At 66.9% G+C, this 24,647-nt stretch carries 23 protein-coding genes and 1 riboswitch; of the genes, 9 read left to right on the top strand and 14 right to left on the bottom strand.

Annotated elements, in window-relative coordinates; translation table 11 throughout:
* Window positions 1-28: 28 nt before the first annotated feature.
* A complete protein-coding gene (locus tag ACMGRF_RS01270) occupies window positions 29-400 on the top strand; it encodes a DUF805 domain-containing protein (RefSeq protein WP_049415690.1) in 372 nt (123 codons plus the stop codon).
* 189 nt (window positions 401-589) lie between these two features.
* On the opposite strand, the gene thiL is transcribed toward ACMGRF_RS01270, so the two are convergent.
* From thiL to ACMGRF_RS01245, 5 genes are all read right to left on the bottom strand, one after another.
* Window positions 590-1,552, bottom strand: coding sequence for a thiamine-phosphate kinase (gene thiL, locus ACMGRF_RS01265; RefSeq protein WP_049415692.1), 963 nt, complete (start codon window positions 1,550-1,552; stop codon window positions 590-592).
* Between the two features lie 120 nt (window positions 1,553-1,672).
* Window positions 1,673-2,152: a transcription antitermination factor NusB gene (gene nusB, locus ACMGRF_RS01260; RefSeq protein ID WP_005415268.1), complete on the bottom strand. Its 480-nt coding sequence runs from the start codon at window positions 2,150-2,152 to the stop codon at window positions 1,673-1,675.
* A complete protein-coding gene (gene ribH, locus ACMGRF_RS01255; protein ID WP_010481977.1) occupies window positions 2,149-2,616 on the bottom strand; it encodes a 6,7-dimethyl-8-ribityllumazine synthase in 468 nt (155 codons plus the stop codon). The genes nusB and ribH overlap by 4 nt, the downstream gene beginning before the upstream one ends.
* Window positions 2,617-2,800: 184 nt before the next feature.
* Entirely contained in the window at window positions 2,801-3,901 is a 1,101-nt protein-coding gene (gene ribB / locus ACMGRF_RS01250; protein WP_111190940.1) for a 3,4-dihydroxy-2-butanone-4-phosphate synthase, read from the bottom strand.
* Window positions 3,898-4,524: a riboflavin synthase gene (locus ACMGRF_RS01245; protein ID WP_111190941.1), complete on the bottom strand. Its 627-nt coding sequence runs from the start codon at window positions 4,522-4,524 to the stop codon at window positions 3,898-3,900. The genes ribB and ACMGRF_RS01245 overlap by 4 nt, the downstream gene beginning before the upstream one ends.
* Before the next feature lie 77 nt (window positions 4,525-4,601).
* Window positions 4,602-4,746: riboswitch (FMN riboswitch) on the bottom strand.
* A 238-nt stretch (window positions 4,747-4,984) separates the two neighbouring features.
* On the opposite strand from ACMGRF_RS01245, the gene ACMGRF_RS01240 reads away from it, so the two are divergent.
* Both ACMGRF_RS01240 and ACMGRF_RS01235 read left to right on the top strand, forming a co-directional pair.
* Entirely contained in the window at window positions 4,985-5,605 is a 621-nt protein-coding gene (locus ACMGRF_RS01240) for a hypothetical protein (RefSeq protein ID WP_414485573.1), read from the top strand.
* A gap of 151 nt (window positions 5,606-5,756) precedes the next feature.
* Window positions 5,757-6,641: a hypothetical protein gene (locus ACMGRF_RS01235; RefSeq protein ID WP_049415705.1), complete on the top strand. Its 885-nt coding sequence runs from the start codon at window positions 5,757-5,759 to the stop codon at window positions 6,639-6,641.
* A gap of 48 nt (window positions 6,642-6,689) precedes the next feature.
* Here ACMGRF_RS01235 and ACMGRF_RS01230 read toward each other — a convergent pair whose 3' ends face one another.
* Entirely contained in the window at window positions 6,690-7,898 is a 1,209-nt protein-coding gene (locus tag ACMGRF_RS01230) for a hypothetical protein (RefSeq protein ID WP_239666649.1), read from the bottom strand.
* A gap of 144 nt (window positions 7,899-8,042) precedes the next feature.
* On the opposite strand from ACMGRF_RS01230, the gene ACMGRF_RS01225 reads away from it, so the two are divergent.
* The 3 genes from ACMGRF_RS01225 (at window position 8,043) to ACMGRF_RS01215 (ending at window position 10,378) form a co-directional block, all read left to right on the top strand.
* The gene (locus ACMGRF_RS01225) at window positions 8,043-8,846 is read left to right on the top strand and encodes a hypothetical protein (RefSeq protein ID WP_134709419.1); all 804 of its coding nucleotides are present in this window, start codon (window positions 8,043-8,045) and stop codon (window positions 8,844-8,846) included.
* Between the two features lie 12 nt (window positions 8,847-8,858).
* On the top strand, window positions 8,859-9,821 hold the full coding sequence (locus tag ACMGRF_RS01220; protein ID WP_414485572.1) for a hypothetical protein: 963 nt from the start codon (window positions 8,859-8,861) through the stop codon (window positions 9,819-9,821).
* Between the two features lie 167 nt (window positions 9,822-9,988).
* Window positions 9,989-10,378, top strand: a complete 390-nt coding sequence (locus ACMGRF_RS01215) for a hypothetical protein (protein WP_049414556.1) — start codon at window positions 9,989-9,991, stop codon at window positions 10,376-10,378.
* A 35-nt stretch (window positions 10,379-10,413) separates the two neighbouring features.
* Here the strand turns inward: ACMGRF_RS01215 and ribD are convergent, their stop codons facing one another.
* The 6 genes from ribD to ACMGRF_RS01185 form a co-directional block, all read right to left on the bottom strand.
* The gene (gene ribD, locus ACMGRF_RS01210) at window positions 10,414-11,499 is read right to left on the bottom strand and encodes a bifunctional diaminohydroxyphosphoribosylaminopyrimidine deaminase/5-amino-6-(5-phosphoribosylamino)uracil reductase RibD (RefSeq protein ID WP_262257609.1); all 1,086 of its coding nucleotides are present in this window, start codon (window positions 11,497-11,499) and stop codon (window positions 10,414-10,416) included.
* Window positions 11,500-11,577: 78 nt separating this feature from the next.
* Window positions 11,578-12,099, bottom strand: a complete 522-nt coding sequence (gene nrdR / locus ACMGRF_RS01205) for a transcriptional regulator NrdR (RefSeq protein WP_005415256.1) — start codon at window positions 12,097-12,099, stop codon at window positions 11,578-11,580.
* A 149-nt stretch (window positions 12,100-12,248) separates the two neighbouring features.
* Entirely contained in the window at window positions 12,249-12,704 is a 456-nt protein-coding gene (locus tag ACMGRF_RS01200; RefSeq protein WP_414485571.1) for a hypothetical protein, read from the bottom strand.
* A 27-nt stretch (window positions 12,705-12,731) separates the two neighbouring features.
* Complete coding sequence (locus ACMGRF_RS01195; RefSeq protein ID WP_049414550.1) at window positions 12,732-13,151, bottom strand: hypothetical protein; 420 nt, start codon at window positions 13,149-13,151, stop codon at window positions 12,732-12,734.
* Window positions 13,152-13,217: 66 nt separating this feature from the next.
* On the bottom strand, window positions 13,218-14,471 hold the full coding sequence (glyA, locus tag ACMGRF_RS01190) for a serine hydroxymethyltransferase (RefSeq protein ID WP_049439806.1): 1,254 nt from the start codon (window positions 14,469-14,471) through the stop codon (window positions 13,218-13,220).
* Between the two features lie 186 nt (window positions 14,472-14,657).
* Complete coding sequence (locus ACMGRF_RS01185; protein ID WP_049414548.1) at window positions 14,658-15,137, bottom strand: RcnB family protein; 480 nt, start codon at window positions 15,135-15,137, stop codon at window positions 14,658-14,660.
* Window positions 15,138-15,388: 251 nt separating this feature from the next.
* Here ACMGRF_RS01185 and ettA point away from each other — a divergent pair, with 251 nt between their 5' ends.
* The 3 genes from ettA (at window position 15,389) to ACMGRF_RS01170 (ending at window position 19,668) form a co-directional block, all read left to right on the top strand.
* Complete coding sequence (ettA, locus tag ACMGRF_RS01180) at window positions 15,389-17,053, top strand: energy-dependent translational throttle protein EttA (RefSeq protein ID WP_005415249.1); 1,665 nt, start codon at window positions 15,389-15,391, stop codon at window positions 17,051-17,053.
* A gap of 154 nt (window positions 17,054-17,207) precedes the next feature.
* Complete coding sequence (locus ACMGRF_RS01175; protein ID WP_049414547.1) at window positions 17,208-18,524, top strand: NCS2 family permease; 1,317 nt, start codon at window positions 17,208-17,210, stop codon at window positions 18,522-18,524.
* A 139-nt stretch (window positions 18,525-18,663) separates the two neighbouring features.
* On the top strand, window positions 18,664-19,668 hold the full coding sequence (locus tag ACMGRF_RS01170) for a DUF4434 domain-containing protein (protein ID WP_414485569.1): 1,005 nt from the start codon (window positions 18,664-18,666) through the stop codon (window positions 19,666-19,668).
* Here the strand turns inward: ACMGRF_RS01170 and ACMGRF_RS01165 are convergent.
* Both ACMGRF_RS01165 and ACMGRF_RS01160 read right to left on the bottom strand, forming a co-directional pair.
* On the bottom strand, window positions 19,662-22,502 hold the full coding sequence (locus ACMGRF_RS01165) for an NfrA family protein (protein WP_414485567.1): 2,841 nt from the start codon (window positions 22,500-22,502) through the stop codon (window positions 19,662-19,664). The two genes, ACMGRF_RS01170 and ACMGRF_RS01165, sit on opposite strands and share 7 nt — an antisense overlap.
* Window positions 22,499-24,646, bottom strand: a complete 2,148-nt coding sequence (locus ACMGRF_RS01160; protein WP_099495960.1) for a glycosyl transferase family protein — start codon at window positions 24,644-24,646, stop codon at window positions 22,499-22,501. Before ACMGRF_RS01160 ends, ACMGRF_RS01165 begins: the two co-directional genes overlap by 4 nt.
* Between the last annotated feature and the right edge of the window lies 1 nt (window position 24,647).

Here is a 24,647-nt window from a genome sequence, read left to right as displayed (position 1 = left end):
GCGCTACCTGGAGAGAGAAACACACAACATGAAAAAGATGATGATTCCGCTTACCCGCTATGCCCAGTTCAGCGGGCGCGCCAGCCGCAGTGAGTTCTGGTGGTTCCAGTTGTTCGTCGTGATCGCGTTGATACCGTCGAATGTGCTGGGCTTCGTTGCCGGCTACACCGGTTCGAGCACGCTGGCACTGATATCGACGGGCGTGGGCGCGTTGGTGTGGCTGGCGATCATCGTGCCGATGATTGCAGTGACCGTGCGCCGCCTGCATGACACCGACCGTTCCGGCTGGTGGTACCTGCTGATGCTGGTGCCGATTGTGGGCCTGGTGGTGCTGGTGTTCATGCTGCTGCCGAGCACCCCGGGCGACAACCGCTTCGGTGCACCCGTTCCGCACGTGTAATCGCCCCGCGTTGGCAGGTGTCGACCTTGGTCGACACGGTGCTGCCACGGGCGGCTGACACATCCGTGCCAACCCAGGTTGGCACCTGCCCGAGCGATGCCGAGGTGCTTCACTCGGGGTCAGAGCCCTTTGCGGCGCAAAGGGATCTGACCCCACCCCGAAGCTTGGCACCCCAGTGCAGTCCCGCTGCTACGCGAAGTGCTGGTATCCGCCGTCGGCGGCTTCGCCATCCACGTGTACGCCCTGCCCTTCGGCGATGCGGCCGATGCGGGTGAGCGGCACGTCCAGCGATTCGGCCAGGTAGTGCAGCGCGTCGCGCTGGTCGGCAGCCGCGGTGAAACACAGTTCGTAGTCGTCGCCCCCGCGCAGTGCGCAGTCGCGCGCAGCGTCGCGGCCGAGCAGTTCACGCAGCGCGTGCGAGATCGGCAGCGAATCGGCATCCACATGCGCGGCCACGTTGCTGCGCGTGGCGATATGACCGAGGTCGGCCAGCAGGCCGTCGGACACATCCACCGCCGCGTGCGCGAAGGCCCGCAGGCGCAGGCCCAGGGTCACGCGCGGCGTCGGCCGCAGCAGGCGCAGGCGCAGGCTTTCGTAGTCGGCCAGCAGCGTGGCGGTGGCGATGCTCAACGCCCCTTGTTGCCACAGGCGCAGCGCGCCGGCGGCATCGCCCAGCGTGCCACTGACCCAGACATCATCACCCACCTGCGCGCGGTCGCGCCGCAGGGCCTGGCCACGCCCGACCTGGCCCATCGCGGTCACCGACAGCGACAGCGGACCGCGCGTGGTGTCGCCACCGACCAGCGCGATGTCGTGCTGGTCGGCCAGGGCGAAGAAGCCATCGGCAAAGGCCTCGATCCAGTCTTCAGATGCTTCCGGCAGCGACAACGCCAGCGTGCACCAGGCCGGGCGCGCGCCCATCGCGGCCAGGTCCGACAGGTTGACCGCCAAGGTCTTCCAGCCGATGTCGAAGGCCGGGGTTTCCACCGGGAAGTGCACGCCGCTGTTGAGTGTATCGGCGGTGACCACCAGCTGTTCGTTGGCACGCGGCTGCAGCAGCGCGGCGTCGTCACCGATGCCGAGCAGGATGTCGTCGCGCTCGAGGGTGCGGGCGCGGATGCGGTCGATGAGGGCGAATTCGGCCAGGGACATGGGGCGTTCCCGCTGTTGTACGTGCCGCGCAAGGCGCGGTGGGCGGTAGTGCCGGCCGCTGGCCGGCAACCTCAGGATCCCTGCAGCTGCCGGCCAGCGGCCGGCACTACCACAGGTGGGTCAGTGACCCGATTCGACCTTGCGCCATTCCACGGCGGCACGATCCAGCACGCCGTTGACGTAGGTGTGGCCGTGCTCGGAACCGAAGCGCTTGGCCGATTCGATGGCTTCGTTGATCACCACGCGGTACGGCACGTCCAGGCGGTAGCGCAGCTCGTAGGCGGCCAGGCGCAGCACCGCGCGTTCGATCGCATCCACTTCCTCGATGCCACGGTCCAGGTACGGGCCGAGCGCTTCGTCGATGTCGCGACGGTTGTCGAGCACGCCGTGCACCAGCGCCTCGAAGTACGCCAGGTCGGCAATTTCGCGGGCCTGCTCGTGGGCAAACTGGGCGATCAGCGACTGGGCGTTGCCGCCGGAGATCTGCCAGGCGTAGATGGCCTGCACGGCACGGCGACGGGCGCGTGAGCGCAGCACCGGATCGACGCCATCGCGGCGGACGGGTTTACCGGAGGGCTTGCCCTGGGTGTTCTTGTTCATGGCAGTTGCTCCAGCAGATTGACCATTTCCAGTGCGGCGAGTGCGACTTCCTCGCCCTTGTTGCCGTGGCTGCCGCCTGCGCGGGCCTCGGCGTCTTCCACGCGTTCCACCGCCAGCACGCCGTTCAGTACCGGCACGCCGAAATCCAGCTGCACGCGCATCAGGCCTTCGGCGCAGCGGTCGGCCACGTGTTCGTAGTGGCGGGTGTCGCCACGGATCACGCAGCCCAGGGTGAGGATGGCGGCGTGTTCATGGGCGGCGGCCAGGCGTGCGGCCACCAGCGGCAGTTCCCAGGCACCCGGCACGCGGATCACGTCGATGTTGGCTTCGGTGATGCCGTTGCCGGCCAGGCTCTGGCGGGCGCCAGCGACCAGCGTGTCGGTGATGCGGGCGTTCCAGCGGCTGGCCAGGATGGCGAAGCGCGCCGACTCGGGAGTGCGAAGATCGCCTTCGTAGTGGCTCATATGCGGCTTGGGGGACTCGATAAGGGAGTAATTCTAGCGTGGATGGGCCCCGGCCGTGGCTGGCGGGGGCCCGCAGGGTGTGCCGACCAACGGTCGGCACCCGCCGGTGGCATGGGGTCGGCACCCACCGGTGGCATGGGGCCGGCACCCACCGGTAGTGCCGGCCGCTGGCCGGCAATCCCCATTACAGGGTGACCGTCTCCACCACTTCCAGGCCGTACCCGGCCAGGCCGACCTGGCGGCGGGGAGTGCCCAGCACGCGCAGCTTGCCCAGGCCCAGGTCGGACAGGATCTGCGCGCCGGCACCGTTGCGGCGCCACTGGCCCACATCCTTGTCCTTGCCCGGCACCACCGGCGCCGGCTGCTGGCGCAGGCGGGCCAGCAGGGCTTCGCCATCGCGCGGGGCCGACAGCACCACCATCACGCCGGCGCCTTCGGCATCAATCGCACGCAAGGCATCGGTGGCGGCGACGCCGAAGTCGTCGCGGCGCCAGTGCAGCAGGTCGGCCAGCGGGTTTTCCACCTGCACGCGCACCAGGGTCGGTGTTTCCGCATCCGGCGTGCCGCGCACCAGGGCGAAATGCAGGTCGTGGGCGATGCGGTCGCGGTAGGTCACCAGCTTGAACGGGCCGAATTCGGTGTCGATCTCGCGCTCGTCCACGCGCTCGACGGTCTTTTCAGTGGCCAGGCGGTAGGCGATCAGGTCGGCGATGGAGCCCATCTTCAGGCCGTGCTCGCGGGCGAACACTTCCAGCTCCGGGCGGCGCGCCATGCTGCCATCCGGGTTCAGGATCTCCACCAGCACGCCGGCCGGCTCCAGCCCGGCCAGCATGGCCAGGTCGACGCCGGCTTCGGTATGGCCGGCGCGGGTCAGCACGCCGCCCGGCTGGGCGATCAGCGGGAAGATGTGGCCCGGCTGGTGCAGGTCCGACGGCTTGGCGTTGGGCTTGACCGCGGTGCGGATGGTATGCGCGCGGTCGTGGGCCGAGATGCCGGTGGTAACGCCCTCGGCGGCCTCGATGCTGACCGTGAAGTTGGTCTGGAACTGCGCGGTGTTGGCCTGCACCATCGGCGCCAGGCCGAGGTCGGCGGCGCGGCTGCGGGTCAGCGGCAGGCACACCAGGCCACGGCCGTGGGTGACCATGAAGTTGATGTCCGACGGCTTGACCAGCTCGGCGGCCATGATCAGGTCGCCTTCATTCTCGCGGTCTTCGTCATCGACGATGACCACCATGCGGCCCAGGCGGATGTCTTCCAGGATTTCCGGAATCGGGGCGAAGTTCATGCTGCGTCTCCCTGTGGGTGCTGACCGTTGGTCGGCACACCCATCAATCGCTCGACGTAACGGGCCACCAGATCGATTTCAAGATTGACCGCGCTGCCCACGCCGGTGGCGGAGAACGCGGTGTTGGCCACGGTGTGCGGGATCAGGGCGACTTCAAAACCTTCGTCGTCCACTTCGTTGACGGTGAGGCTGACGCCGTCCACGCAGATCGAGCCCTTCTTGGCGATGTAGCGGCGCAGCGAGGCCGGCGCGGCGAAACGCCAGCGCTGGGCCCGCGCGTCGTCGTGGATGGACAGCACCTGGCCGAGGCCGTCGACGTGGCCGCTGACCAGATGGCCGCCGAGGCGGTCGGTCGGGCGCATGGCGCGCTCCAGGTTGATGACCGCACCGTCGCCCAGCTGGCCCAGCGTGGTCAGGCCCAGGGTCTCGGTGGAGGCATCGGCCTGGAAGCTGCTGGCGTCGAATGCGATGACGGTGAGGCAGACACCGTTGATGGCAATGCTCTCGCCCATCTGCACGTGGTCGAACGGCAGATTCCCGACGTTGAAGGTGAAGCGGACATCGCCGCCGATGGATTCGCGTGCGGCCAGACGGCCGACGCCTTCGATGATTCCAGTAAACAAGAAACGTTCTCCGCGGAAAGTGAGCGAAAAACGCCGCAAGGCAAACAGGCGGGCGCAGGGCCGCGAAGGCCCTGTGGCACCGTCTTCTTTCATCCGGACTATACCGTCGGCTCCGGCATTGGACCGGATCTGCTGACCCCCGGCCGTGGGCCGGGGCGCTCGCGGGCTCGTGCTTGCGCACCTACCGCCGGTGGGGAATTGCACCCCGCCCTGAAGACGTTTGTGTACCGGCGAACCGGCGTGGCTAGTGTACCAGCCCGGGCTGAACGGGGTGGGTTGCCCGGGTCGGATCCCTTTCCGCAGGAAAGGGCTCTGAGCCCGACCACGTCTGGCCAGCCTGTGACGGCGGTCTCTCGCATTTTGTAAAACTTTCATTAAAATCCGCAGCGGACGACATGAGGTCGCCACGGGCAGCCGCGAGGGCAGGCCCGCCAATGGACTGAAATTCACAGGAATTCCCATGCGCAAGATCCTGATCGTGGCCGCCCTGCTGGCCGCCGCTCCGTTCTCGGCTTCGGCCGACGCCCTGAGCTACACCTACGTTGAAGGCGGCTGGACCCAGGTCCAGGTTGACGACAACGTGCTGGACGACCCGAAGGTCGACGGTGGCTACCTGCGCGGTTCGGTCGCGCTGGCCGAGCAGGTCTACGTGTTCGGTGGCTGGTCGCGCACCAGCAAGACCCGCCACTACGGCGAAGATTCGCTGAAGCTGGAACTGAACCAGCCGGAGCTGGGTATCGGCTACCACATGCCGTGGACCGACCGCGTCGACTTCACCGCCGATGCCGCCTGGGTGCGCCAGAACGCCGAATCGACCCTGCGTTATGACGGTGTGCGTTACCACGGCAAGGACCACACCAACCTGGGCCGCGTCACCATGGGCATCCGCGGCAAGCCGTCGCGCATGACCGAAGCCTGGGCCAAGGCCGGCTACATGGATGGCGGCAACAACTACAAGGGCACCTGGGTCGGCACCGTCGGCGGCCAGATCAACTTCACCAGGACCTGGGGCCTGGTGGGCGAGATCTCCGGCTACCGCGACGTCACCCAGTACTCGGTCGGCGTCCGCGCCAGCTTCTGATTTACCGATCGCTCCTCGTCGTGCGATCGAACGGGCCCCGCAAGGGGCCCGTTTTTTGTCCGCTGCACACCGTCACCTGGCTGCATCGCGCCATCGAAAGTGTGGGCAGATGCGCTAGGCTTGCGCGCGTCTGGAACAGGAAAACACCGTCATGAAGACCCCCACCCCTACCCTTCTGGCCAGCGTGCTGCTGTGCGCCCCGCTGATTGCCAGCGCGGCACCGGCCCAACTGACGCCGGAGCAGGCCTTCGACCTGTATGCACGCGTGCTGCTGGAAGACGACGCGGCCGCCACGCGCATGCTCAACGACGCACTGAAGCCGGCGTTCGAGGGCCAGGACGCCGTGACCCCCAACCCGGGTGCGCTGGCCAAGGCCTTGGCCGAACCCTGGCAGACCGTACTGGCCAGCTCCGGCGCCAAGGCCGACGCGGCCGCCACCGAAGCGATGTATGCCAAGGCGCTGCGTGATTCGAAGTGCCGCGCGACCAAGAGCGTGATCGAAGACAACGAGTACGTGGAAGACCAGAAGCTGGCGCGGATCACCTACAGCTGCCAGCTGCCCGACCTGGGCAAGGTGCGCCCGCTGTTCGCCGCCAGCCTGGCCGACGATGCCAGCCCGGCCTCGCGCAAGCAGTTCACCGATGCCTATGCCCAGGCACTGCAGAGTGGCGCACGCATGCCGGTCAGCGGCACCTTTACCCTGTACCCGGCCAAGGACAACGGCTACTGGTACAGCGGCAACTTCGATGACCTGGTGGGCACCGTAGCCGGTGCGCTGGCACCGTTCGAGGACTGGATGCAGGACGCGCAGGCGGCCAACGCGCCGAAAGTGACCGGCGTACCCGGCTGCGACCTGCTGCTGCAGCAGCACCGCGCCTGCGTGGCGAAGATCGCACCCGACCAGATCAACGGCGTGGACGCGATGGCCGAGGAACTGAAGGCCAAGGCGCAGGTGAAGTCGGCCGATGAGATGACGCAGGAGTGCAAGGCGCTGCGCCCGATCGCCGAGATGATGTGGACCGACGAATGCGCATGAGCGGGTAGTCGGTAGCGCCGGGCCATGCCCGGCGACACCACGCTGCCGTCATTCATCGTCATCGTCGTCCGGATGCTCACCAAACTCCGGACGATTCTGCTGGTACTCGCAGCCGTGCAGGGTCTTGCCGGGCGCCCACGCACGTACGATGCGCGCGCGATCTTCCAGCCAGCCATCGGCCGCCGTGTCGGTATCGTAAAAATCTACGAAAGCCGCGTCGCTCCAGCCATCGTAGGGTGGCAGAAGCCATTCTTCGGCCAACGTTTCGGCGATATCCCCGTCCAGCTCTGCGTACAAGGTCTGACCCACCTTGACCAAGCGTGAAGCGGGCCTGCCGGCGATCATGATAGGTGCCGGCGGCACCCACCAGCGATTGCCCTCTTCATCTTCTCCATCCTTCCAGCCTTTGAAACGCGCATCAGTGGTGTGTGCCGACATGGTCACCGCCCAATCGGCCGTGTAATTGCGCAGTGCGTCGGCGTTGCAGGTCAGCACGTCATCCAGCTCCTTCACGACATCGACGCTTGGCGCCAGATAGGTATCCGGCTCCTTTCCGCGCCTGCGCAGCTGCTCCATCCGCGTGTCGTAGCGCTCCTCGCACCCCACCAGTACAGAGTCGGGGTGGGTGGAGACGCGCGACGCCGTAAGTGAACGAACCGAAAAGCCGATTTCGCTGACATTGCGCAAGGACAGGTTCCGCACATGGATGTGAGGCACGGCCGTTGCATGCAGCGGCCTCATATCCAGCTGCTTGGATATCGTCTCAAAGGAGACATCATCCAGGATGGCCATCGTCCCTTCCGAAAGCACTGCAATGCGTTGGGTCCGGTGGCCGAATACAGTGATCGGATCAGGCAGCTCGACCTCATGCAGATAGGAATTTGGCTGTTTGACAACGGTCCACGCATCGAATGGCGGCTTGGCACGCTTGCCATCACCCAGCACGACATCCCACACATTTCGCGACAGCGGCTCGCGCACCGAGGTGGGGGCCCGACACTCGATGACGGCGGCCAGATCATGCAGGGCCTGCGCGCTTGTGATGGCACGCACGGCAGCGGGATCATCGCCATCTGCGAAGGCGGCAGGCGAAACAACCATCCCAAGCGCGAGGAGAGCTGGAAGCATACGGTTCCGGAAAGACTGCGCCACGATGATCACCGCTCTGGGAAACCAAGCACTGTGCACTCGCGTCACGAAGGCGGCTATGAAGAAAGTTTCAATTTTTCCGAGGTTGTTGCCACGAGAGCAATCCATAACTTTCAGACAAGTTGCATGGACCAATGCATGGAGCGCCCTTGATCCTCAGGGACTTCCCCCGCTTCCGTCCACGCCATGTTGAGACTTCTTTTCGCCCTGCTGCTCTGCGTACCGCTGGCCGCAGATGCTGCAGCGCTTTCAATGGAAGACACCTTCGCTGCCTATGCGCGCGTCATCACTCAGAATGACGAGGACGCCAGAACTGCGCTGCGAAACAGCCTGCGCACGGCAGACCCGGACAACTATCCCGACATCGGAGACGTCGTTGACGCACTCTACGCATTCGAGAGTCTTGCCACTGGTTTCGAAGAGCCCGCGGCCAGTGCGGTCAACGCGCGCCAGAAGACCATTCACTGCCGTGCGGTCAGGATCGAGGAGGACAGCTCCTCCCATCGCGGCGTTGTGGACTACCAGTGCGCGCTTCCCGATGTTTCTGGCGCCTTTGACGCTTATCGGGAGAATCTGGCGCGCTCACGTGCCGGGGACCCTGATGGCGATGCTCTCAGAACGTTCCTTGGCATCTATGCGGCAACCCTGCGTGATGCGCCCGACACTACGTACACAGCGAGGGCGGAGTTCTCGCGTGTTGGCGACAATGGTCCATGGAGCAGTGCAGACATGCTGTTCCTCGGCTTGAATCTACTGAAGGAGCTGATGCCGTTTTCCGCTTGGGACGAGCGCATTGAAGCAGAGTCGGTCACTGCCTATTCCGGCATCCCCGCCTGTGACCTGATGTTGGATGCACAGCTGAAGTTCGCCGAGCGCTATGACCCAGATGGCCCGCTGCAGCGGGGCACGACCTTGCAGGACATCGTGGCCGAGAAAGTACGATCACTGGGACCCAGCCTGGCCGAAGCGTACTGCAGGGGCACCCACGATCGGAACCGTGCGGTGTGGGAAGGCCCGATCCGCCAGGAAGACTCTCATCGAGTCCGGACAGAATAAGAGGCTTTCCAGATGCTCACCCACTTCCGCAGTCTCGTACGCGCGGCTCTGCTTCTCCTGCAGGCCTTGCTGCTCGCTGGTTGCTCACAGGCGTCACAGCCGTCAATGGCCGTGCCCGGCTCCGTCGTCAGCCTGTCGCCGCCTCCCGGGTTCGCCCCCGCCCCCAACTTCTCCGGGTTTGTCAGTGATGACGGCCGTGCCAGCATCCTGGTCGCCGAGCTGCCCGCCGAGGCCAGCAGCACAGTCGGCGGACTATTCGTGGATGAGCCCGCCGCGCGTCGCCGCTTCGCCAGCCAGGGCGTGCAGGTCGATCGCCTGGAATCGCTCGGCGTCGAGGGGCGGACGATCCCGGTGGTCATCGGCAGCCAGGTCGCGCACGGTTACACCTTCAAAAAATGGATGGCGCTTTTCAGCGGCTCCCCCACCGTCATGATCACGGTTCAAGCCCCGCGTGACCATGCACTGACGCACAGGCAGGCGATGCGGGCCTTGGCGACCGTAACACTGCGTCCGCAGGCCACGCTTGAGCAGAAGATCGCCGCGATGCCTTTCAGCGTTGAGCCGGCGTCCCCTTTTCGCCTCCTGAACACCCTGTCCGGGTCAGCCGTGGCACTTACGGCCGGTGAACTGGACACTGCTCCAGATGGTCTGCAGCCCCTGGTAATTGTCGCGTCGCAGCTTTCTCTCCCATTTGCCTCTGACGATCCAGAGAAGGTGTCCGATCAGTTGATTGCGGGGACCGTCAGGATTCAGGGCGGAACGATTGTCTCAAGAGAGAACCTGCCGTTCGGCGGTATCACCGGGCACCGGGTTGACGGGGTAACGCCTGACGGACGCCACTACCGCCACTATCTCGCCCTATGGCCAGGTGAGCGTTTCGTTCGTTTGGTTGCCATTCTGCCGGCAGACAGTTCCAAAGAAGTGGAAGACGCGGTTGAGACCATGGCCAAATCGGTCCGATTCCGCGGGTCATGACATGGATGATGTGGACCGACGAATGCGCGTAAGCGCGATGTAACGCCGAGCCTAGGCGCTGCTCAGCGTCGCCGACGGCAAGGGCAACTGCATTTTCAGAACCGTTGCATGGCCCTGCGCGACCTGCATGGTCAATGCTGTTGCCCTCTTCCATCGGGGGCAACCGCATGAAACACCGTATGACGTCGACCGCGATCATGGTGCTGGCGCTGATGGCATCCTGGCAGGCCGAGGCCTCCAGGTTCAAAGCCACGAAGATCATCGTCGTCCAACCCTCAGTCGCCTTCGAGTCGACCCAGCTGAGCGACAGGCATCTGGATGCGTGGATGAGCGAAGACGACGACTGCCACGCGTTCCTGATGTATCACGACCAGTGTGCCGTGCTGGTACTGCCCCATGAGTATGACGACGGTTTCACCCGGCACCAGCTGCGGTTGAAGGCGAGGCAGCTGCCGGGCGAGGCATTGGGCGCGTACTGCCGCAACCTGCATGTGCTGTGGAAGCAGCAGTGGAAAGGCCAATGCCCCGTTGACGAAGAGGACGACGAAGCGACCTGACGCCGATGGCATAGCGCCGGCTCTGCGTTAGTCCCTCACGGGCGCAGCAGCAGCCGGGTGTCCTCGCCCACCTGCCGCTGGTCGACCACGCGCAGGCGACGCTGCTGGTCCATCGCCTCGATGCCGAGGCCAGCCAGCAGCGGGCGTCCGTCGTCGCCCAGCAGCGTGGGCGCCTGATACAGCAGCAGTTCGTCCACCCAGCCAGCACGCAGCAGCGCACCGGCCAGTGTCGCGCCGGCTTCGGTATGCACCTCGTTGATGCCCCGCTCGGCCAGCAGCGCCAGCACTGCCCCCAGATCCAACCGCCCATCAACGCTTGGCACACTGGCGAATTCGGCATCGGCCGCATCCGGTGCGCTCACCGCCGCAGCGTGCAGGTACAGCGTCGGTGCCCCGCCCTCGCGCACGCGGCTGCATTCGAGCGAACGCAGGCGCGAATCGAGCACCACCCGCAGCGGTGGCATCACCTCGGTATCGGCCAGGCGCACGGTCAGCATCGGGTCGTCGGCCAGCACGGTGTCGGCGCCAGTCAGGATCGCACCGGCGCGAGCGCGCCAGTGCTGCACGTCCTCGCGCGCGGCCGGCCCGGTGATCCACTTGGAACTGCCGTCGGCCATCGCGGTGCGCCCATCGAGGCTGGCGGCCAGCTTCACCCGCAGCCACGGGCGGTTGCGCTCCACGCGTGACAGGAAGCCCTTGTTGAGCTCGCGCGCCTGCGCAGCCATCAGCCCTTCGGCGACCTCGATGCCGGCATTGCGCAGCAGATCAAAGCCACCGCCATCGACCTTCGGAAACGGATCGCGCATTGCGGCAACCACGCGCGACACGCCGGCTTCGATCAGTGCCAGTGCACACGGCGGCGTGCGCCCGTAGTGGGCGCAGGGCTCCAGGGTGACGTAGGCAGTGGCACCGCGCGCCTCGCTGCCGGCCTCGCGCAGCGCGAACACTTCCGCATGCGGGCCACCGGCGCGCTGGTGCCAGCCCTGCCCGACCACGCGTTCGCCGTGGGCGATCACGCAGCCGACCATCGGGTTGGGCCGGGTGGTATAGGCAGCGCGCTCGGCCAGGCGCAGCGCGTTGGCCATGTGCAGGTGGTCGAGGACGGAGAACGAAGGGGTCATGCGACCATGGTAACGCTGCCGGCGTTGATCCATGCAGTCGGTGCCAACCCAGGTTGGCACCCACCCGGGCAGAGGCGGTCAGCCCTTCTTCTTCTTGGTCAGGGCGATCACATCGCCCAGCAGCTGCAGCTGTTCGGTACTGGACGGCAGATCGCGCTCGAGCTTCTCGATCTCTTCGCGGAAATCGGCCACGTCCTCGAAGCTACGGTACACCGAAGCAAAACGCACATAGCCGACGTGGTCGAGCTTGCGCAGTTCGTTCATGACGAACTCGCCGACCTTGATCGAGGGCACTTCGCGCTCGCCGCTGATACGCAGCTGGTGCACCACCGCACGTACCGCCGCCTCGATCTTGTCTTCGGGCACCGCGCGCTTCTGCAGCGCGCGGTCGAACCCCGCGCGGACCTTGCGCTGGTCGAACGCTTCGCGGGTGCCATCGCTCTTGACGATGGCCGGCAGCTTCAGCTCGACCGTTTCCAGGGTGCTGAAGCGCTCGCCGCAGGCTTCGCATTCCCGCCGACGGCGAATCGTCGCGCCGTCTTCAGAGACGCGCGAGTCGATGACCCGGGTATCGGCATGTTGGCAGAAGGGGCAATGCATGGAACGCCTGGCTCAGGGAAGTACCTATTGCCACGGTCATGGCAGCGTCGCAAAGGTACCTGAGAAGGGGCGCAGCAGCAAATGCTGCCTGCACGGAAGCGCCTGCAATTCAGCCCGCTAGCGTGCCCGGCGAAGTCGCGACGCGCCGCTCAACCGGGTGCGGGTGCGGGTGGCGGCGATGCGGCCCGTGCCCAGCGCAGCCACGCCAGGTGCCCGGCCATCACCAGCAGCGGCGGGCCAAAGCCGAGGAAGGCCAATGTAGAAATTTCCCCGTGCTTGAAGGTGAAGTACAACGCGGCAGCGACCACGCTCAACGCGGCCAGCACCCCCACCCCCAGCCCTACCCAGGCAACAACCGGTGATTGGCGCAGGCCGGCAACACCGCGCCACAGGAACAGTCCGCTCAGCCACAACCACGACAGCAGGCCGATGATTCCAGCCGACGACCACAGCAGCAACAGCGTGTGCTCGCCGCCCGTCAGGTACTTGCCGTCCCATACGACCATCAGCCCCAGCACGGCCCCCGTGCCGCCTGCTGCCACGGTGGGCAGGCCCACCAGCAGGCCGGTGATCGCCATCCAGCGCTTGTGCAGGCGCTCATCCATGCGTTCGATGTCCTTCCATGGGCCGCGTCATGCGCGGCGCTTGATCCACACCAGCATCGCCGCCGGCACCAGCATCGACGGGCCCAACAGCAGCAGGGCGATGCCTTCGGCGTGGACGGTGATGCCCCACCACAGCGCCAGCCCCAGCGGGGGCACGGCGGCAAGACTGCCGGCCAGCAGCATCCACCACCAGAGGCGATGCACCTGCAGCCCGGCACGTCCCTGCAGCAGATACCCGGCGCTGAGCCACAACCAGGCCAGGCAGCCGGCAATGCCGGCCAGGCCCCACAGCGGCATCAGGGTCACCGCGGCCAGCGTTCCATGGCCGAACTGGCCCAGCCCCGTCAGCAGCAGCATCGTCGCCGCGGCACCACCCGCCACCAGGCTGGGCAGGCCGAAGATCACCGCCAGGACGGCATACAGATACTTGAGGCGGCGCTCATCCATGCGCGGGGTTCCTGGCGACGGGGTCAGAGCCCTTCCGTGCGGGAAGGGATCCGACCCCTGCTTCGATCAGCCGTAGACCGGGTACTTGCGGCACTGCGCGCTGACCGCGTCGCGCACGCGGGCGATGACCGCGTCATCGTTCGGCGCGTCGAGCACGTCGGCGATCCAGTTGGCCAGGTCCACGCAGTCCTGTTCGACGTAACCACGGGTGGTCACCGCCGGGGTGCCCAGGCGCAGGCCCGAGGTCACGAACGGCGAACGCGGGTCGTTCGGTACCGAGTTCTTGTTGACGGTGATGTGGGCCTTGCCCAGCGCGGCTTCCGCGTCCTTGCCGGACACGTCCTTGCCGATCATGTCGACCAGCATGAGGTGGTTCTGGGTGCCGCCGGAGACGATCTTGTAGCCGCGCGCGATGAGCGTGTTGGCCATCGCCTGGGCGTTCTTCACCACCTGCTGCTGGTAGGTCTTGAAGGCCGGTTCCAGCGCTTCCTTGAAGGCCACGGCCTTGCCGGCGATGACGTGCATCAGCGGACCGCCCTGGATGCCCGGGAACACGATCGACTGCAGCTTCTTGACCAGGTCCTCATCGGCACCCTTGGCGATGATGATGCCGCCGCGCGGGCCGCGCAGGGTCTTGTGGGTGGTGGAGGTGACGACGTGGGCGTGGTCCAGCGGGCTCGGGTAGACGCCGGCGGCGACCAGGCCGGCGACATGGGCCATGTCCACGAACAGGTAGGCACCGACCTTGTCGGCGATGGCGCGGAAGCGCGCCCAGTCGATCACCTGCGAGTAGGCGGAGAAGCCGGCCACGACCATCTTCGGCTTGTGCTCCAGGGCCAGGCGCTCGACCTCGTCGTAATCGATCAGGCCCTGGTCGTTGACGCCGTACTGCACGGCGTTGAACAGCTTGCCCGAGGCATTGACCTTGGCACCGTGGGTGAGGTGGCCGCCGTGGGCCAGGCTCATGCCGAGGATGGTGTCACCCGGCTGCAGCAGGGCGAAGTACACGGCCTGGTTGGCCTGTGAGCCGCTGTGCGGCTGCACGTTGGCGTAGTCGGCGCCGAACAGCTGCTTGAGGCGGTCGATCGCCAGCTGCTCGGCGATGTCCACGTATTCGCAGCCGCCGTAGTAGCGCTTGCCCGGGTAACCTTCGGCGTACTTGTTGGTCAGCTGGCTGCCCTGGGCTTCCATCACCGCCGGGCTGGTGTAGTTCTCGCTGGCGATCAGCTCGACGTGGTCTTCCTGGCGCTGGGTCTCAGCGGCGATGGCCTTGGCCAGTTCGGGATCGTAGGTTTCGATGCGGACGTCACGCGGGAACATCGGGTACTCCAGCAGGCAGGGAAAGGGGTACGGCTCAGCCCCTGATTGTAGCCCCGCACCGGCCTGCCGGGGCCGAAAAGGCCGGGGCCGGCACTCCCGAAGGAATCCGGCCCCGTATGGTTTCGAGGGATGTTGTGGGGTCGGAGCCCTTTCCGTTGGAAAGGGATCCGACCCCGGCCGCGATCCTCAGCGACTGTTGATGATGTAGTCGGCGATGATGCCGGTCGCCACCGCCACCAGCAGCATGTTGCCGCGGTCGTCGCGGATCCAGTGGTGCCCATACGGCGGGCGGCGCAGGTGGTAGCGCGGGTAGTCGTTCACCACATAGATCGGGCCGCGGTAGTAATCGCGGTAGCGGTGGCCGACCTTCCAGCCGTAGCCCGGGCCGTAGGCCGGGCGGTAGACCACGCGCGGCGGCGGCGGGGCCGGACGGTAGTAGCGGTCGTGGTCGCGGTGCCAGTCGCGGCGGTCGCGCTCCCAGTCGCGCCGGGCCTCGCGGCGATCGCGTTCCCAGTCACGGCGGTCCTGTCGCCATTCGCGGCGGTCCTCGCGCCACTCGCGGCGGTCATGGCCGCGACGGTGGTCGTTGTCGGCGAAGGCGGGGGCCACCGCGCCGAGCGCCAGCACAGAGGCCACGGCGCTGGCCATTACTCGATTGATGCGCATGTCAGACCTCTGCTTGGGTGGTGGTGAGCCCATATTGCGCACCCGATCTGAACCGTTTCCGGCTGGAAACGCTTCCCGCTGCAGGACTGTGACGCAGTATTCAGCCCACGGCCAGCCGACGGCGCCTGCCCGGCGCGGCCCGGAACCGGTTCCGGCTATAATTGGCGGCATTCCTTTCCAGTCTGTGCCCGCTGCCACAACGGGATGTTCCCGTGATGGGCCGGGCGCAGGGCCGCGCCTACGGAGACCTCATGTCCTCGCAATACATCTACACCATGAACCGCGTGTCCAAGGTGGTCCCGCCCAAGCGGCAGATCATCAAGGACATCTCGCTGTCCTTCTTCCCGGGCGCCAAGATCGGCCTGCTGGGCCTGAACGGCGCCGGCAAGTCCACCGTGCTGAAGATCATGGCCGGCGTGGACACCGATTTCGAGGGCGAAGCCCGCCCGCAGCCGGGCATCAAGGTCGGCTACCTGGCACAGGAACCGGAACTGGACCCGAACAAGACCGTGCGCGAGTCGGTCGAGGAAGGCGTGGGCGAAGTGCTGCAGGCCCAGGCCGCGCTGGAAGCGGTGTACGCCGCCTACGCCGAAGAAGGTGCCGACTTCGACGCATTGGCCAAGGAGCAGGAGCGCCTGGAGGCGATCCTGGCCGCCGGTGATGCGCACACCCTGGAAAACCAGCTGGACGTGGCTGCCGATGCGCTGCGCCTGCCGCCGTGGGATGCCAAGATCGCCAACCTGTCCGGCGGTGAAAAGCGCCGCGTGGCACTGTGCCGCCTGCTGCTGCAGAAGCCGGACATGCTGCTGCTGGACGAACCGACCAACCACCTCGACGCCGAGTCGGTGGAATGGCTGGAGCAGTTCCTGGCGCGCTATACCGGCACCGTGGTGGCCGTCACCCACGATCGCTACTTCCTGGACAACGCCGCCGAGTGGATCCTGGAACTGGACCGCGGCCGCGGCATTCCGTGGAAGGGCAACTACACCGAATGGCTGGTGCAGAAGGATGAACGCCTGAAGCAGGAAGAAAACCAGGAAAAGGCCCGCCAGAAGGCGATCCAGAAGGAACTGGAATGGTCGCGCCAGAACGCCAAGGGCGGCCGTTCCAAGGGCAAGGCCCGTCTGGCCCGCCTGGAAGAGCTGCAGTCGCAGGACTACCAGAAGCGCAACGAGACCAACGAGATCTTCATCCCGCCGGGCGAGCGCCTGGGCAACATGGTGATGGAGTTCAAGAACGTCTCCAAGAAGTTCGGCGACCGCCTGCTGATCGACAACCTGTCGATGCTGATTCCGCCGGGCGCGATCGTCGGCATCATCGGCCCGAACGGCGCCGGCAAGTCGACCCTGTTCAAGATGATCACCGGCCAGGAAAAGCCGGATTCGGGCGAGATCGTGATCGGCCCGACCGTGCAGCTGTCCTACGTGGACCAGAGCCGCGACAAGCTGGAAGGCAACCACAACGTCTTCCAGGAAATCGCCGGTGGCCTGGACATCCTCAACATCAACGGCATCGAGATCCAGTCGCGCGCCTACATCGGCCGCTTCAACTTCAAGGGCCAGGACCAGCAGAAGATGGTCGGCTCGCTGTCCGGTGGTGAGCGTGGCCGCCTGCACATGGCCAAGACCCTGCTGCAGGGTGGCAACGTGCTGCTGCTCGACGAACCGTCCAACGACCTGGACATCGAAACCCTGCGTGCGCTGGAAGACGCGCTGCTGGAGTTCCCGGGCAACACCTTCGTGATCTCGCACGACCGCTGGTTCCTGGACCGCATCGCCACGCACATCATCGCTTTCGAAGGCGACTCGCACGTGGAATTCTTCCAGGGCAACTACCGCGAGTACGAGGAAGACAAGAAGCGCCGCATGGGCGACGACGCTGCGCCGAAGCGCCTGCGCTTCAAGGCGCTGAAGTAAGGCAACCGGAAAGGCCGCGCTCGCGCGGCCTTTCTCCTTCTGGTGGGTCACGACCGTTGGTCGTGACTCGAAATGTACCGACCAGGGGTCGGTACCCATCACACCCGGTCCATGCATGCCGGCCAGCGGCCGGCATCTACCAATGAGCGCCCCCATGTCCCTGTTCGAGCGCATGTTCCAGCTGCAGCAGCACGGCACCACCGTGCGTACCGAGCTGCTGGCCGGTGTCACCACCTTCCTGACGATGTCCTACATCGTCTTCGTCAACCCGGAAATCCTCGGCACCACCGGCATGGATGCGGGTGCGGTGTTCGTGGCCACCTGCCTGGCCGCTGCGCTGGGTTCGGCGGTGATGGCGCTGGCGGCCAACTTCCCGGTGGGCATGGCACCGGGGATGGGCCTGAACGCGTTCTTCGCGTTCACCGTGGTCGGCGCTGCCGGTCTGCCGTGGCAGCAGGCGCTAGGGGCGGTGTTCATCTCCGGCCTGGTGTTCCTGGTGCTGTCGCTGTCCGGTGTGCGGGCATGGCTGGTGTCGGGCATTCCTTCGTCGCTGCGCTCGGCGATCGTGGCCGGCATCGGCCTGTTCCTGGCGATCATCGCGCTGCAGAAATCCGGCGTGATCGTCGGCAACGAAGACACGCTGGTGGCGCTGGGCCCCTTGAACACGGCGCCGCCACTGCTGGCGCTGGCCGGTTTCCTGTTGATCGCAGTGCTGGAAGCACGCCGGATCCGCGGCGCGATCCTGATCGGCATCCTGGCGGTGACCGGTGCGGGCTGGGCATTGGGCGACGTGCAGTACCAGGGCCTGGTCTCGCTGCCGCCGAGCCTGGCACCGACTTTCCTGCAGCTGGACCTGCCGGGCCTGCTGCACCATGACGGCGGCGCACCGATCGCGGTGCTGCTGCAGGTGGTGCTGGTGTTCGTGCTGGTGGAAGTGTTCGATGCCACCGGCACCCTGTACGGCGTGGTCGGCCGCGCCGGCCTGTTGAAGCTGCCGGGCGCGCAGAAGCGCTTCGGCCGCGCGTTGCTGGCCGACAGCACGGCGATCGTCGCCGGTTCGCTGCTGGGCACCAGCAGCACCACGGCCTTCGCCGAGAGCGCTTCGGGCGTGCAGGTGGGCGGGCGTACCGGCCTGACTGCTCTGGTGGTGTCGGCACTGTTCCTGGCCGCGTTGCTGTTCTCGCCACTGGCGGCAATGGTGCCCGGCTATGCCACCGCACCCGCCTTGCTGTTCGTGGCCGGCCTGATGCTGCGCGAACTGGTGGAAGTGGACTGGAGCGACCTGACTGAATCGGTGCCGGCCGCGCTGTGTGCACTGGCGATGCCGTTCACCTATTCGATCGCCAACGGCCTGGCATTCGGTTTCATCGCGTATGCGGCGCTGAAGGCAGGCACCGGGCGCTGGCGCGAGGTGCATCCGGCGGTGTGGCTGGTGGCGGTGTTGTTCGCGCTGCGCTACGCGTTGGAATAATCGGGGGGCGATGCCGGCCAGCGGCCGGCACTACCAGGTGGTGATTCACCTGCCACCCGGGGCGCGATGCCGGCCAGCGGCCGGCACTACCCGTTGCTGGGTTCACCTGCTGCGCACGGTGCTCTGGGATGATGCGGGCATGGTTGCGCCCGTCCTTCCCGCAGATCCGTCTTCGCCGTTGCGCCGCCGCCTGTTGCGCGCGGCAGTGCTGGCGCCGTTGGCCGCTACGCTCGCCACCCTGCCCGGTTGTTCGCCGCCGGTGCAGGTCGACGGCACCTTCCTGCAACCGTGGCGCAGCCATCTGCTATGGGGCCTGGTCGACTGGCAACGCTCGTTGAAGCTGGCCCATGCGTTGGGCTGCCGGCAGCTGGTGCTGCAATGGACCGGCATCGTCGGTGGCAGTGATGGCGACTGGTCGCTGCCCGACGGCAGCCTGCAGCAGCTGTTCACTGCGGCCCGCGAGAACGACATCCGCATCCGCGTTGGCCTGCCCTTCCAGCAACGCTGGTGGCAGGCCATCGGCGCCGACGACGCCACGCTGCAGGCGTTCCTGGCCGACAGCCTGGCGCACGCGCGCAGCTGGTTGGCACAGGCGCCGTGGGCCGAGCAGCCGGCCTTCGGGGGCTGGTATCTGCCCTACGAACTGGAGCAGTACCACTGGGCCGATCCGGCCCGCCAGCAATGGCTGGCGCAATGGTTGCACGGGCTGGCAGACGCCACCGGCGCGCGCGGCGGTGACTGCGCGATCTCCTGTTACTTCAGCCGCCTGCAGTCCGATGGCGACCTGGTCACGCTATGGCAGGCGATATTGGCCAACGCCACGCTGCGACCGATGGTGCAGGACGGCGTGGGCGTTGCCGGCGCCGGCAACGTGCAGCAGCTTCAGCCGTTGCTCGATCATTTCCACGCGCACGACATCGGCTTCGATGCCATCGTCGAGCTGTTCCGCGAACTGCCCGGCAACGCCGCTGATGGCAGCGGGTTCAAGGGCGAGACTGCCGATGCCGCGCGCATCCAGCGGCAGCTGGCGTGGGCACGCGACAGCGGCGCACAGCGCGTGCTGGTCTATGCGCTGGAGCCGTGGCTGACCCAGGACACGCCGCAGGCGGCGGCGCTGCGGCGGCGGTGGGGGCTGCCTCAGTAATAGAGGATGGCGGTGGCGAACAGGCCCTTGGCGCGCTGTGTATCTCCGCCGCCGATCGCGAAGCGGTACTGCACGGTCAGGTCCAGGTAGGAACGCGGGGTGTTGTAGTGGTCCTCGCGGAACCAGTAGCGCACGCCCACGCCCGGTCCTGCGCCGAGTGACCAGCTGCGCTGCGTATCGTTGAGCGCGAACGACTGCGCCGGGAACAGCGGGTAACGGATGTCGCGAACGCGCGAGCGCTGGTCCAGCCAGTCCGCCCCCACCACCACATACGGCGTGGCCACCCAGTGGGTCTGCCCGGCGCCAAAGCGGAAGCTGCGCCCGGCACGCAGTTCAGCGGCAGCGAACCACTGCTCGCGATGCAACCGCCCGTGGGCATCGCCGATCCGCCGCACCGGCGTGCCGTTGGCATCCAGCGCATCGAGCGTGAAGTGGGCGCTGTTGTCGTCCCAGGTGTAACCGCCCTGGGCGTAGCCGCTGACCATCCACCACTGGTTGACGTCGGTGCGCAGGTCGGTGCCGTGGTAATAGCCATAGGTCAGGTAGGACATCCAGCCGCCAGAACCGCTGGCCAGGCGGTAGCGGGCCAGCGTGCTGGCTTCCAGTGGCGGGTTCAGGGCCAGCTGCAGGCGGCACTGCACGGCCGCCGATGCCGGATAGACATCACCCGAACGGGTGGCACTGCCGAGGAACTGGCGGCGCTCGATGCCGGCGCTCAGGCCGGTCTGGCCGAAGGCATAGCGCAGGCCGAACGAGGCGATGGTGGACGGCCAGCCGGTGGTGGAACGCGAACGGCTGAGACGGTCGGCGCGTGCACGTGCGTCGGGTGTCGATTCGCCGGTGCACGGGTCCACCGCGCGGATCGATTCGTAGGTGCCGCCCTCGTCGTACAGGGTGTTGAGCAGCCGGGTGTAGAGCTCCAGCGTGCCATGCTGGTCGTTGAACGCCGGGGGTCGCCAGAACGCCTCCAGCGTGCTGAACACCGAATCGCCCGGCGTACTGATCGCAGCGCCGCCGACATTGGTCGCGGCCTGACGCGCGCCGCGGAAGCCGGCCGAGGCGATCACGCCCCACTCGCGCGAATAGTTGGCGATGGCATTGCGCACGTTGTAGCGCTGATGCGCATCCAGAGGCAGCTCACCGGCGTCGGCGCGATCAATGGCGCTACGCAGCAGCGTCACCGCCTGCGGATGATCGCCGTTGGCCGCACTCGCATACGCCTGGTCGATCACCACGCTCCTGGGTGCCCTGCCGGTGGCCTCGGCGGCACGGAAGTCGGCCAGTGCGCGCGCCGGTTCACGGGCCTTCTGGTTGAGGTAGCCGCGTTGCATCAGCGCCACCGCGTCATCAGGGTGCTGTGCCAGCGTCGCCTCCAGGCGCAGCCGCGCTTCGTCCTGCTGGCTGCGGTTGCCTGCCGCCAGCGTGGTGGTCAGCAACCCCTGCAGGCTCGCGTCCTCCGGTGCGAGCTGCGCGGCCTGCCGCGCCTCGCCGATCGCCTCGGCGTAGTCCTGCCGCGCGTAGACCGCATACGCACGCTGTGCGGCACCACCGTCGCCCTGCAGGTCGACCGGCATCAGCGTGCAGGCACCACCGGTGTCAGCAGGCTGGCAGTGCTGGAATGGCGCCGGATAGGTCTGCGCACTCATGCGCGGAAGCTCGCGACTGGACCCGGTCGCCCTGGCGCGCTGCTCGATGCCCTGCTGCAGAAGCTGCTGCGCGCGTGCATCGCCCACATCCGTGGGCAACGCCGCCTGCAGCGGCGCCAGCAGTGCAGCCGCACGTGTGCGGTCCCCAGCAGCCAGGGCCGCATCCACGGCCAGCAGGCGCACGTTGCGCTGCTGCATGGTTGACCCCGGCGCGGCCAGTGCGAAGTCGAAGTCTTCATTGGCCAGCAGGGTCTTGCCCTGGCGCTGGCGCAGATAACCACGCATCAGCCGGGCATTGAGATCCCCGCCGTCGGCCTGCAGCGCCTGGTCGGCGCTGCGCTCGGCGTCGGCCAGCTGCCCCTGCTGCAGCTGCGCGGTGATCAACAGCAACCGGTACGAAGCAACATCCGGCGCCAGTTCGACGGCGGCCCGCGCCTGCGCGACGGCCGCCGCATCGTTCTGCGTGGACAGCGACTGGTAGGCCTGCTGGGCCTGCAGCAGCGCGCGCTGGCGGGCCAGCGCCACGCGCCGCGCGCGCAGCTCCTCGACGTTCAGTGCGCCCAGCTGCAGCGCCGTGCCGATGGCCGCGTCGGCCCGTTCGGCCTGTTGCTGTGCTTCCAGCGCCGCCACCCACAGCATCGCCCAGGCGCCCTGCTTCGGCTGCTGGCGGAAGGCCTGCTCGGCCTTGCTGGCCGCTTCCCCCATGCGCCCGGCGTCATAGGCAGCATAGGCCTCGGTGGCCAGCGCGTAGGCCTGCTGCCTGGCGCGGTCTGCGCCGCTGCCGGCCGCGCGCGGTGGGGTGGGTGCGCGCCCGCCCCTGGCATCCGGGGGCGTGCTGCGCGCAGCGGTGGCAGCGGCCAATGCCGGCAAGGCCGGATCCTTCATCCCGGCATCCAGTGCACGGCGCGCCTGCTGCTGCGCCTCCGCCGGCCGGCCCAGTTTCTGCAGCGCGTAGATCTGCAGCAGGCGCAGCCGCACCACGTCCGGGCGCAACCGGATCGCTTCGCTGGACTGCTGGTAAGCCGCTTGATAGTCGCCGCGCTCGTAAGCGGCGAAGGCCTGCTCTGCGACGCGGTAGGCCGCACCGGACAGCGGCAGCGGCGCATCGGCCTGCGCCAGCGCCTGTGCCGGCGCGGCGGCCGTGGCCAGTGCCACGGCAATGACGGTGGACAGCAGCGTGGTCTTCATGCCGGCAAGGCTCCGGGAGGCGGCGACTGCAGCGCGGCCGCACGCCGGCGCTGCTCCTGCATGGCCTGGGCCACGGCCTCCTCGGTGGTGATGCCCTGCTTGACCAGGTAATCGCCAATGCGGCCATCGCGCTGCGGCTTGTACGCATCCAGTGCAATCTCGAAGCGCGCGTGGTCGATCAGGCGCATCTCCACCAGCAGGTCGCCCAGCAAAGGCACGTCGTCCAGCTGCCAGTGCTGGTCGCCGCCGATCAGGCGCAGGCCTGCGTTGATTTCGCTTTCGCGGGCGATGCTCTGTTCGATGTGCGCGCTGTGGGTTTCCTGCTTCAGCAACGCCAGCGCGTCTTCGGGCAATGGACTGGCCACGGCCAGCCGCAGTGTCTCCTGCTGCCGCGGCGGTAGCGGCAGCATGCGCCACTGCACGCAGGCATCGGCGCTGACCGGGAATGAGCCCGCGCGCAGGTAATCGACGTCGATGACCGCACGCGGCAGATCGCCCTGGAAGGCGATGGCTTCAGCCAGGGTTTCATCATCCAGCCAGCCCTGGGTCAGCAGGATGCGGCCCAGCGGCTGCCGCCGGCCGGCATGCTGCTGCGCCAGCGCCTGCTGCAGCCGCTCCGGTTCCACCGCCTGCCAGGTGGTCAACAGTTCACCGAGCTGCTTGCGGGTCTGCACCAGCTGTGCCGCATCGGGGAAGTCGTGCATGGTCTTGTCCCAGACCATGCGCTTGCCGAACAGCAGGTAGGCCAGGAACACCTTCCATGCACGGGCGGTGGCCATGAAGTTGATCATGTTGCCGACCACCATGCGCGGGATCGACATCAGCGCATGCTCCCAGCCGTACAAGCGGTTGACGAAGTAGAAGCGCTGCACGACGCGGGTCGCCAGCGCCGCCGTGGTCAGCAGCGCGACATTCATCTGCCAGGTGCCGGCCTGGAACACGCTGGGGAACTGCATCGTCCAGACCCCGGTCATCTTCAACAGCCAGAACAGCAGCAGCTGCAGGAAGATGAGGTAAGCAATGATGCTGACGAACGAGGTGATGATGCCCTTGCGATCGCGCGCCAGCAGGTACTTGGTGGCCAGCGAGCCTCGCCAGCCCAGCGACTCCCAGCTCTGCAGGCCGATGCCCAGCACCCAGCGCGCCTTCTGCCGGTACGAGGCGCGGAAGTTGTCGGGGAAGTACTCACGCACGCACAGCGCCATCTGCTGGGTGCGCTCGCGCACCGGTCCCCAGCCGAACCATGACGGCCGACGCACGCGGAACTGCACCGGGAAGCGGGCGAAGATCGACTGCATGCCCATGGCTGCCAGCCGCGCACCGACGTCGTAATCTTCGGTGAGGCTGTCGGTGTTGAAGGGCTGGTTGTCGGTCTGCGCGCTCAGCGCCAGCAGCGCTCGCCGCGAGAAACAGGTACCAACACCGGCCGACGGCACCATCCCGGACACGCTCTCGCGCACCACCAGATCCTTGGCGTGCCATTCGGCGAATTCGTCCATGTAGACGCCGGCCACCAGTTCGTACCACTCACGGTCCAGCGAGGTGACCGGCAGCTGGATCATGTCCTTGCGCGGCAGCAGGTAGTTGTAGAAGCGCAGTTCCATCGGGTGCAGCACGTCCTCGCTGTCGTGCAGGACCACCCCGGCGAACTCGATGTCGTGGCGCTTCTCGTAGTCGAAGATCGCCAGGATCAACCAGTTCAGGCAGTCGGCCTTGCTGGTCGGTCCGTCATGCGGCACCTCCACGCGGCGCAGGCGCTTGTAGCGTCGGCGCATGCGCTCGACTTCGTCGATGGTCTGCTGGTCGTTGGGATAGGTGCCGACGAACACGACGTACTCGCGGTAGTCGAGCACGTTGATCATGTTCTCGACCATCTGCGCGATGACGTCGTACTCCATCCACGCCGGCACCATGATTGCCAGCGGCTGTTCCGGCCGCTGCAGCAGGTCTTCCTGGGTCAGTGGCCGGTACGCGTCGCGGCGCTTGATGGTCAGCGCGCGCCAGCTCTCGCGCACCCAGTACCAGACATCAATGAACAGGTCATCGAGGCTGGAGATCAGGATCAGCACGGCCACCGCCGCCGCCGTGGTTTCCAGAGCGGCGTAGTAGTTGGCCAGCTGGATGTTCCAGAACAGACCGTCCACG

Source organism: Stenotrophomonas sp. EMP41, from assembly GCF_047495535.1.
GTDB classification, from domain to species: Bacteria; Pseudomonadota; Gammaproteobacteria; order Xanthomonadales; family Xanthomonadaceae; genus Stenotrophomonas; species Stenotrophomonas sepilia.
Note: the sequence above shows the minus strand (reverse complement) of the source record. Positions and strands in the feature narration are given on the sequence as shown.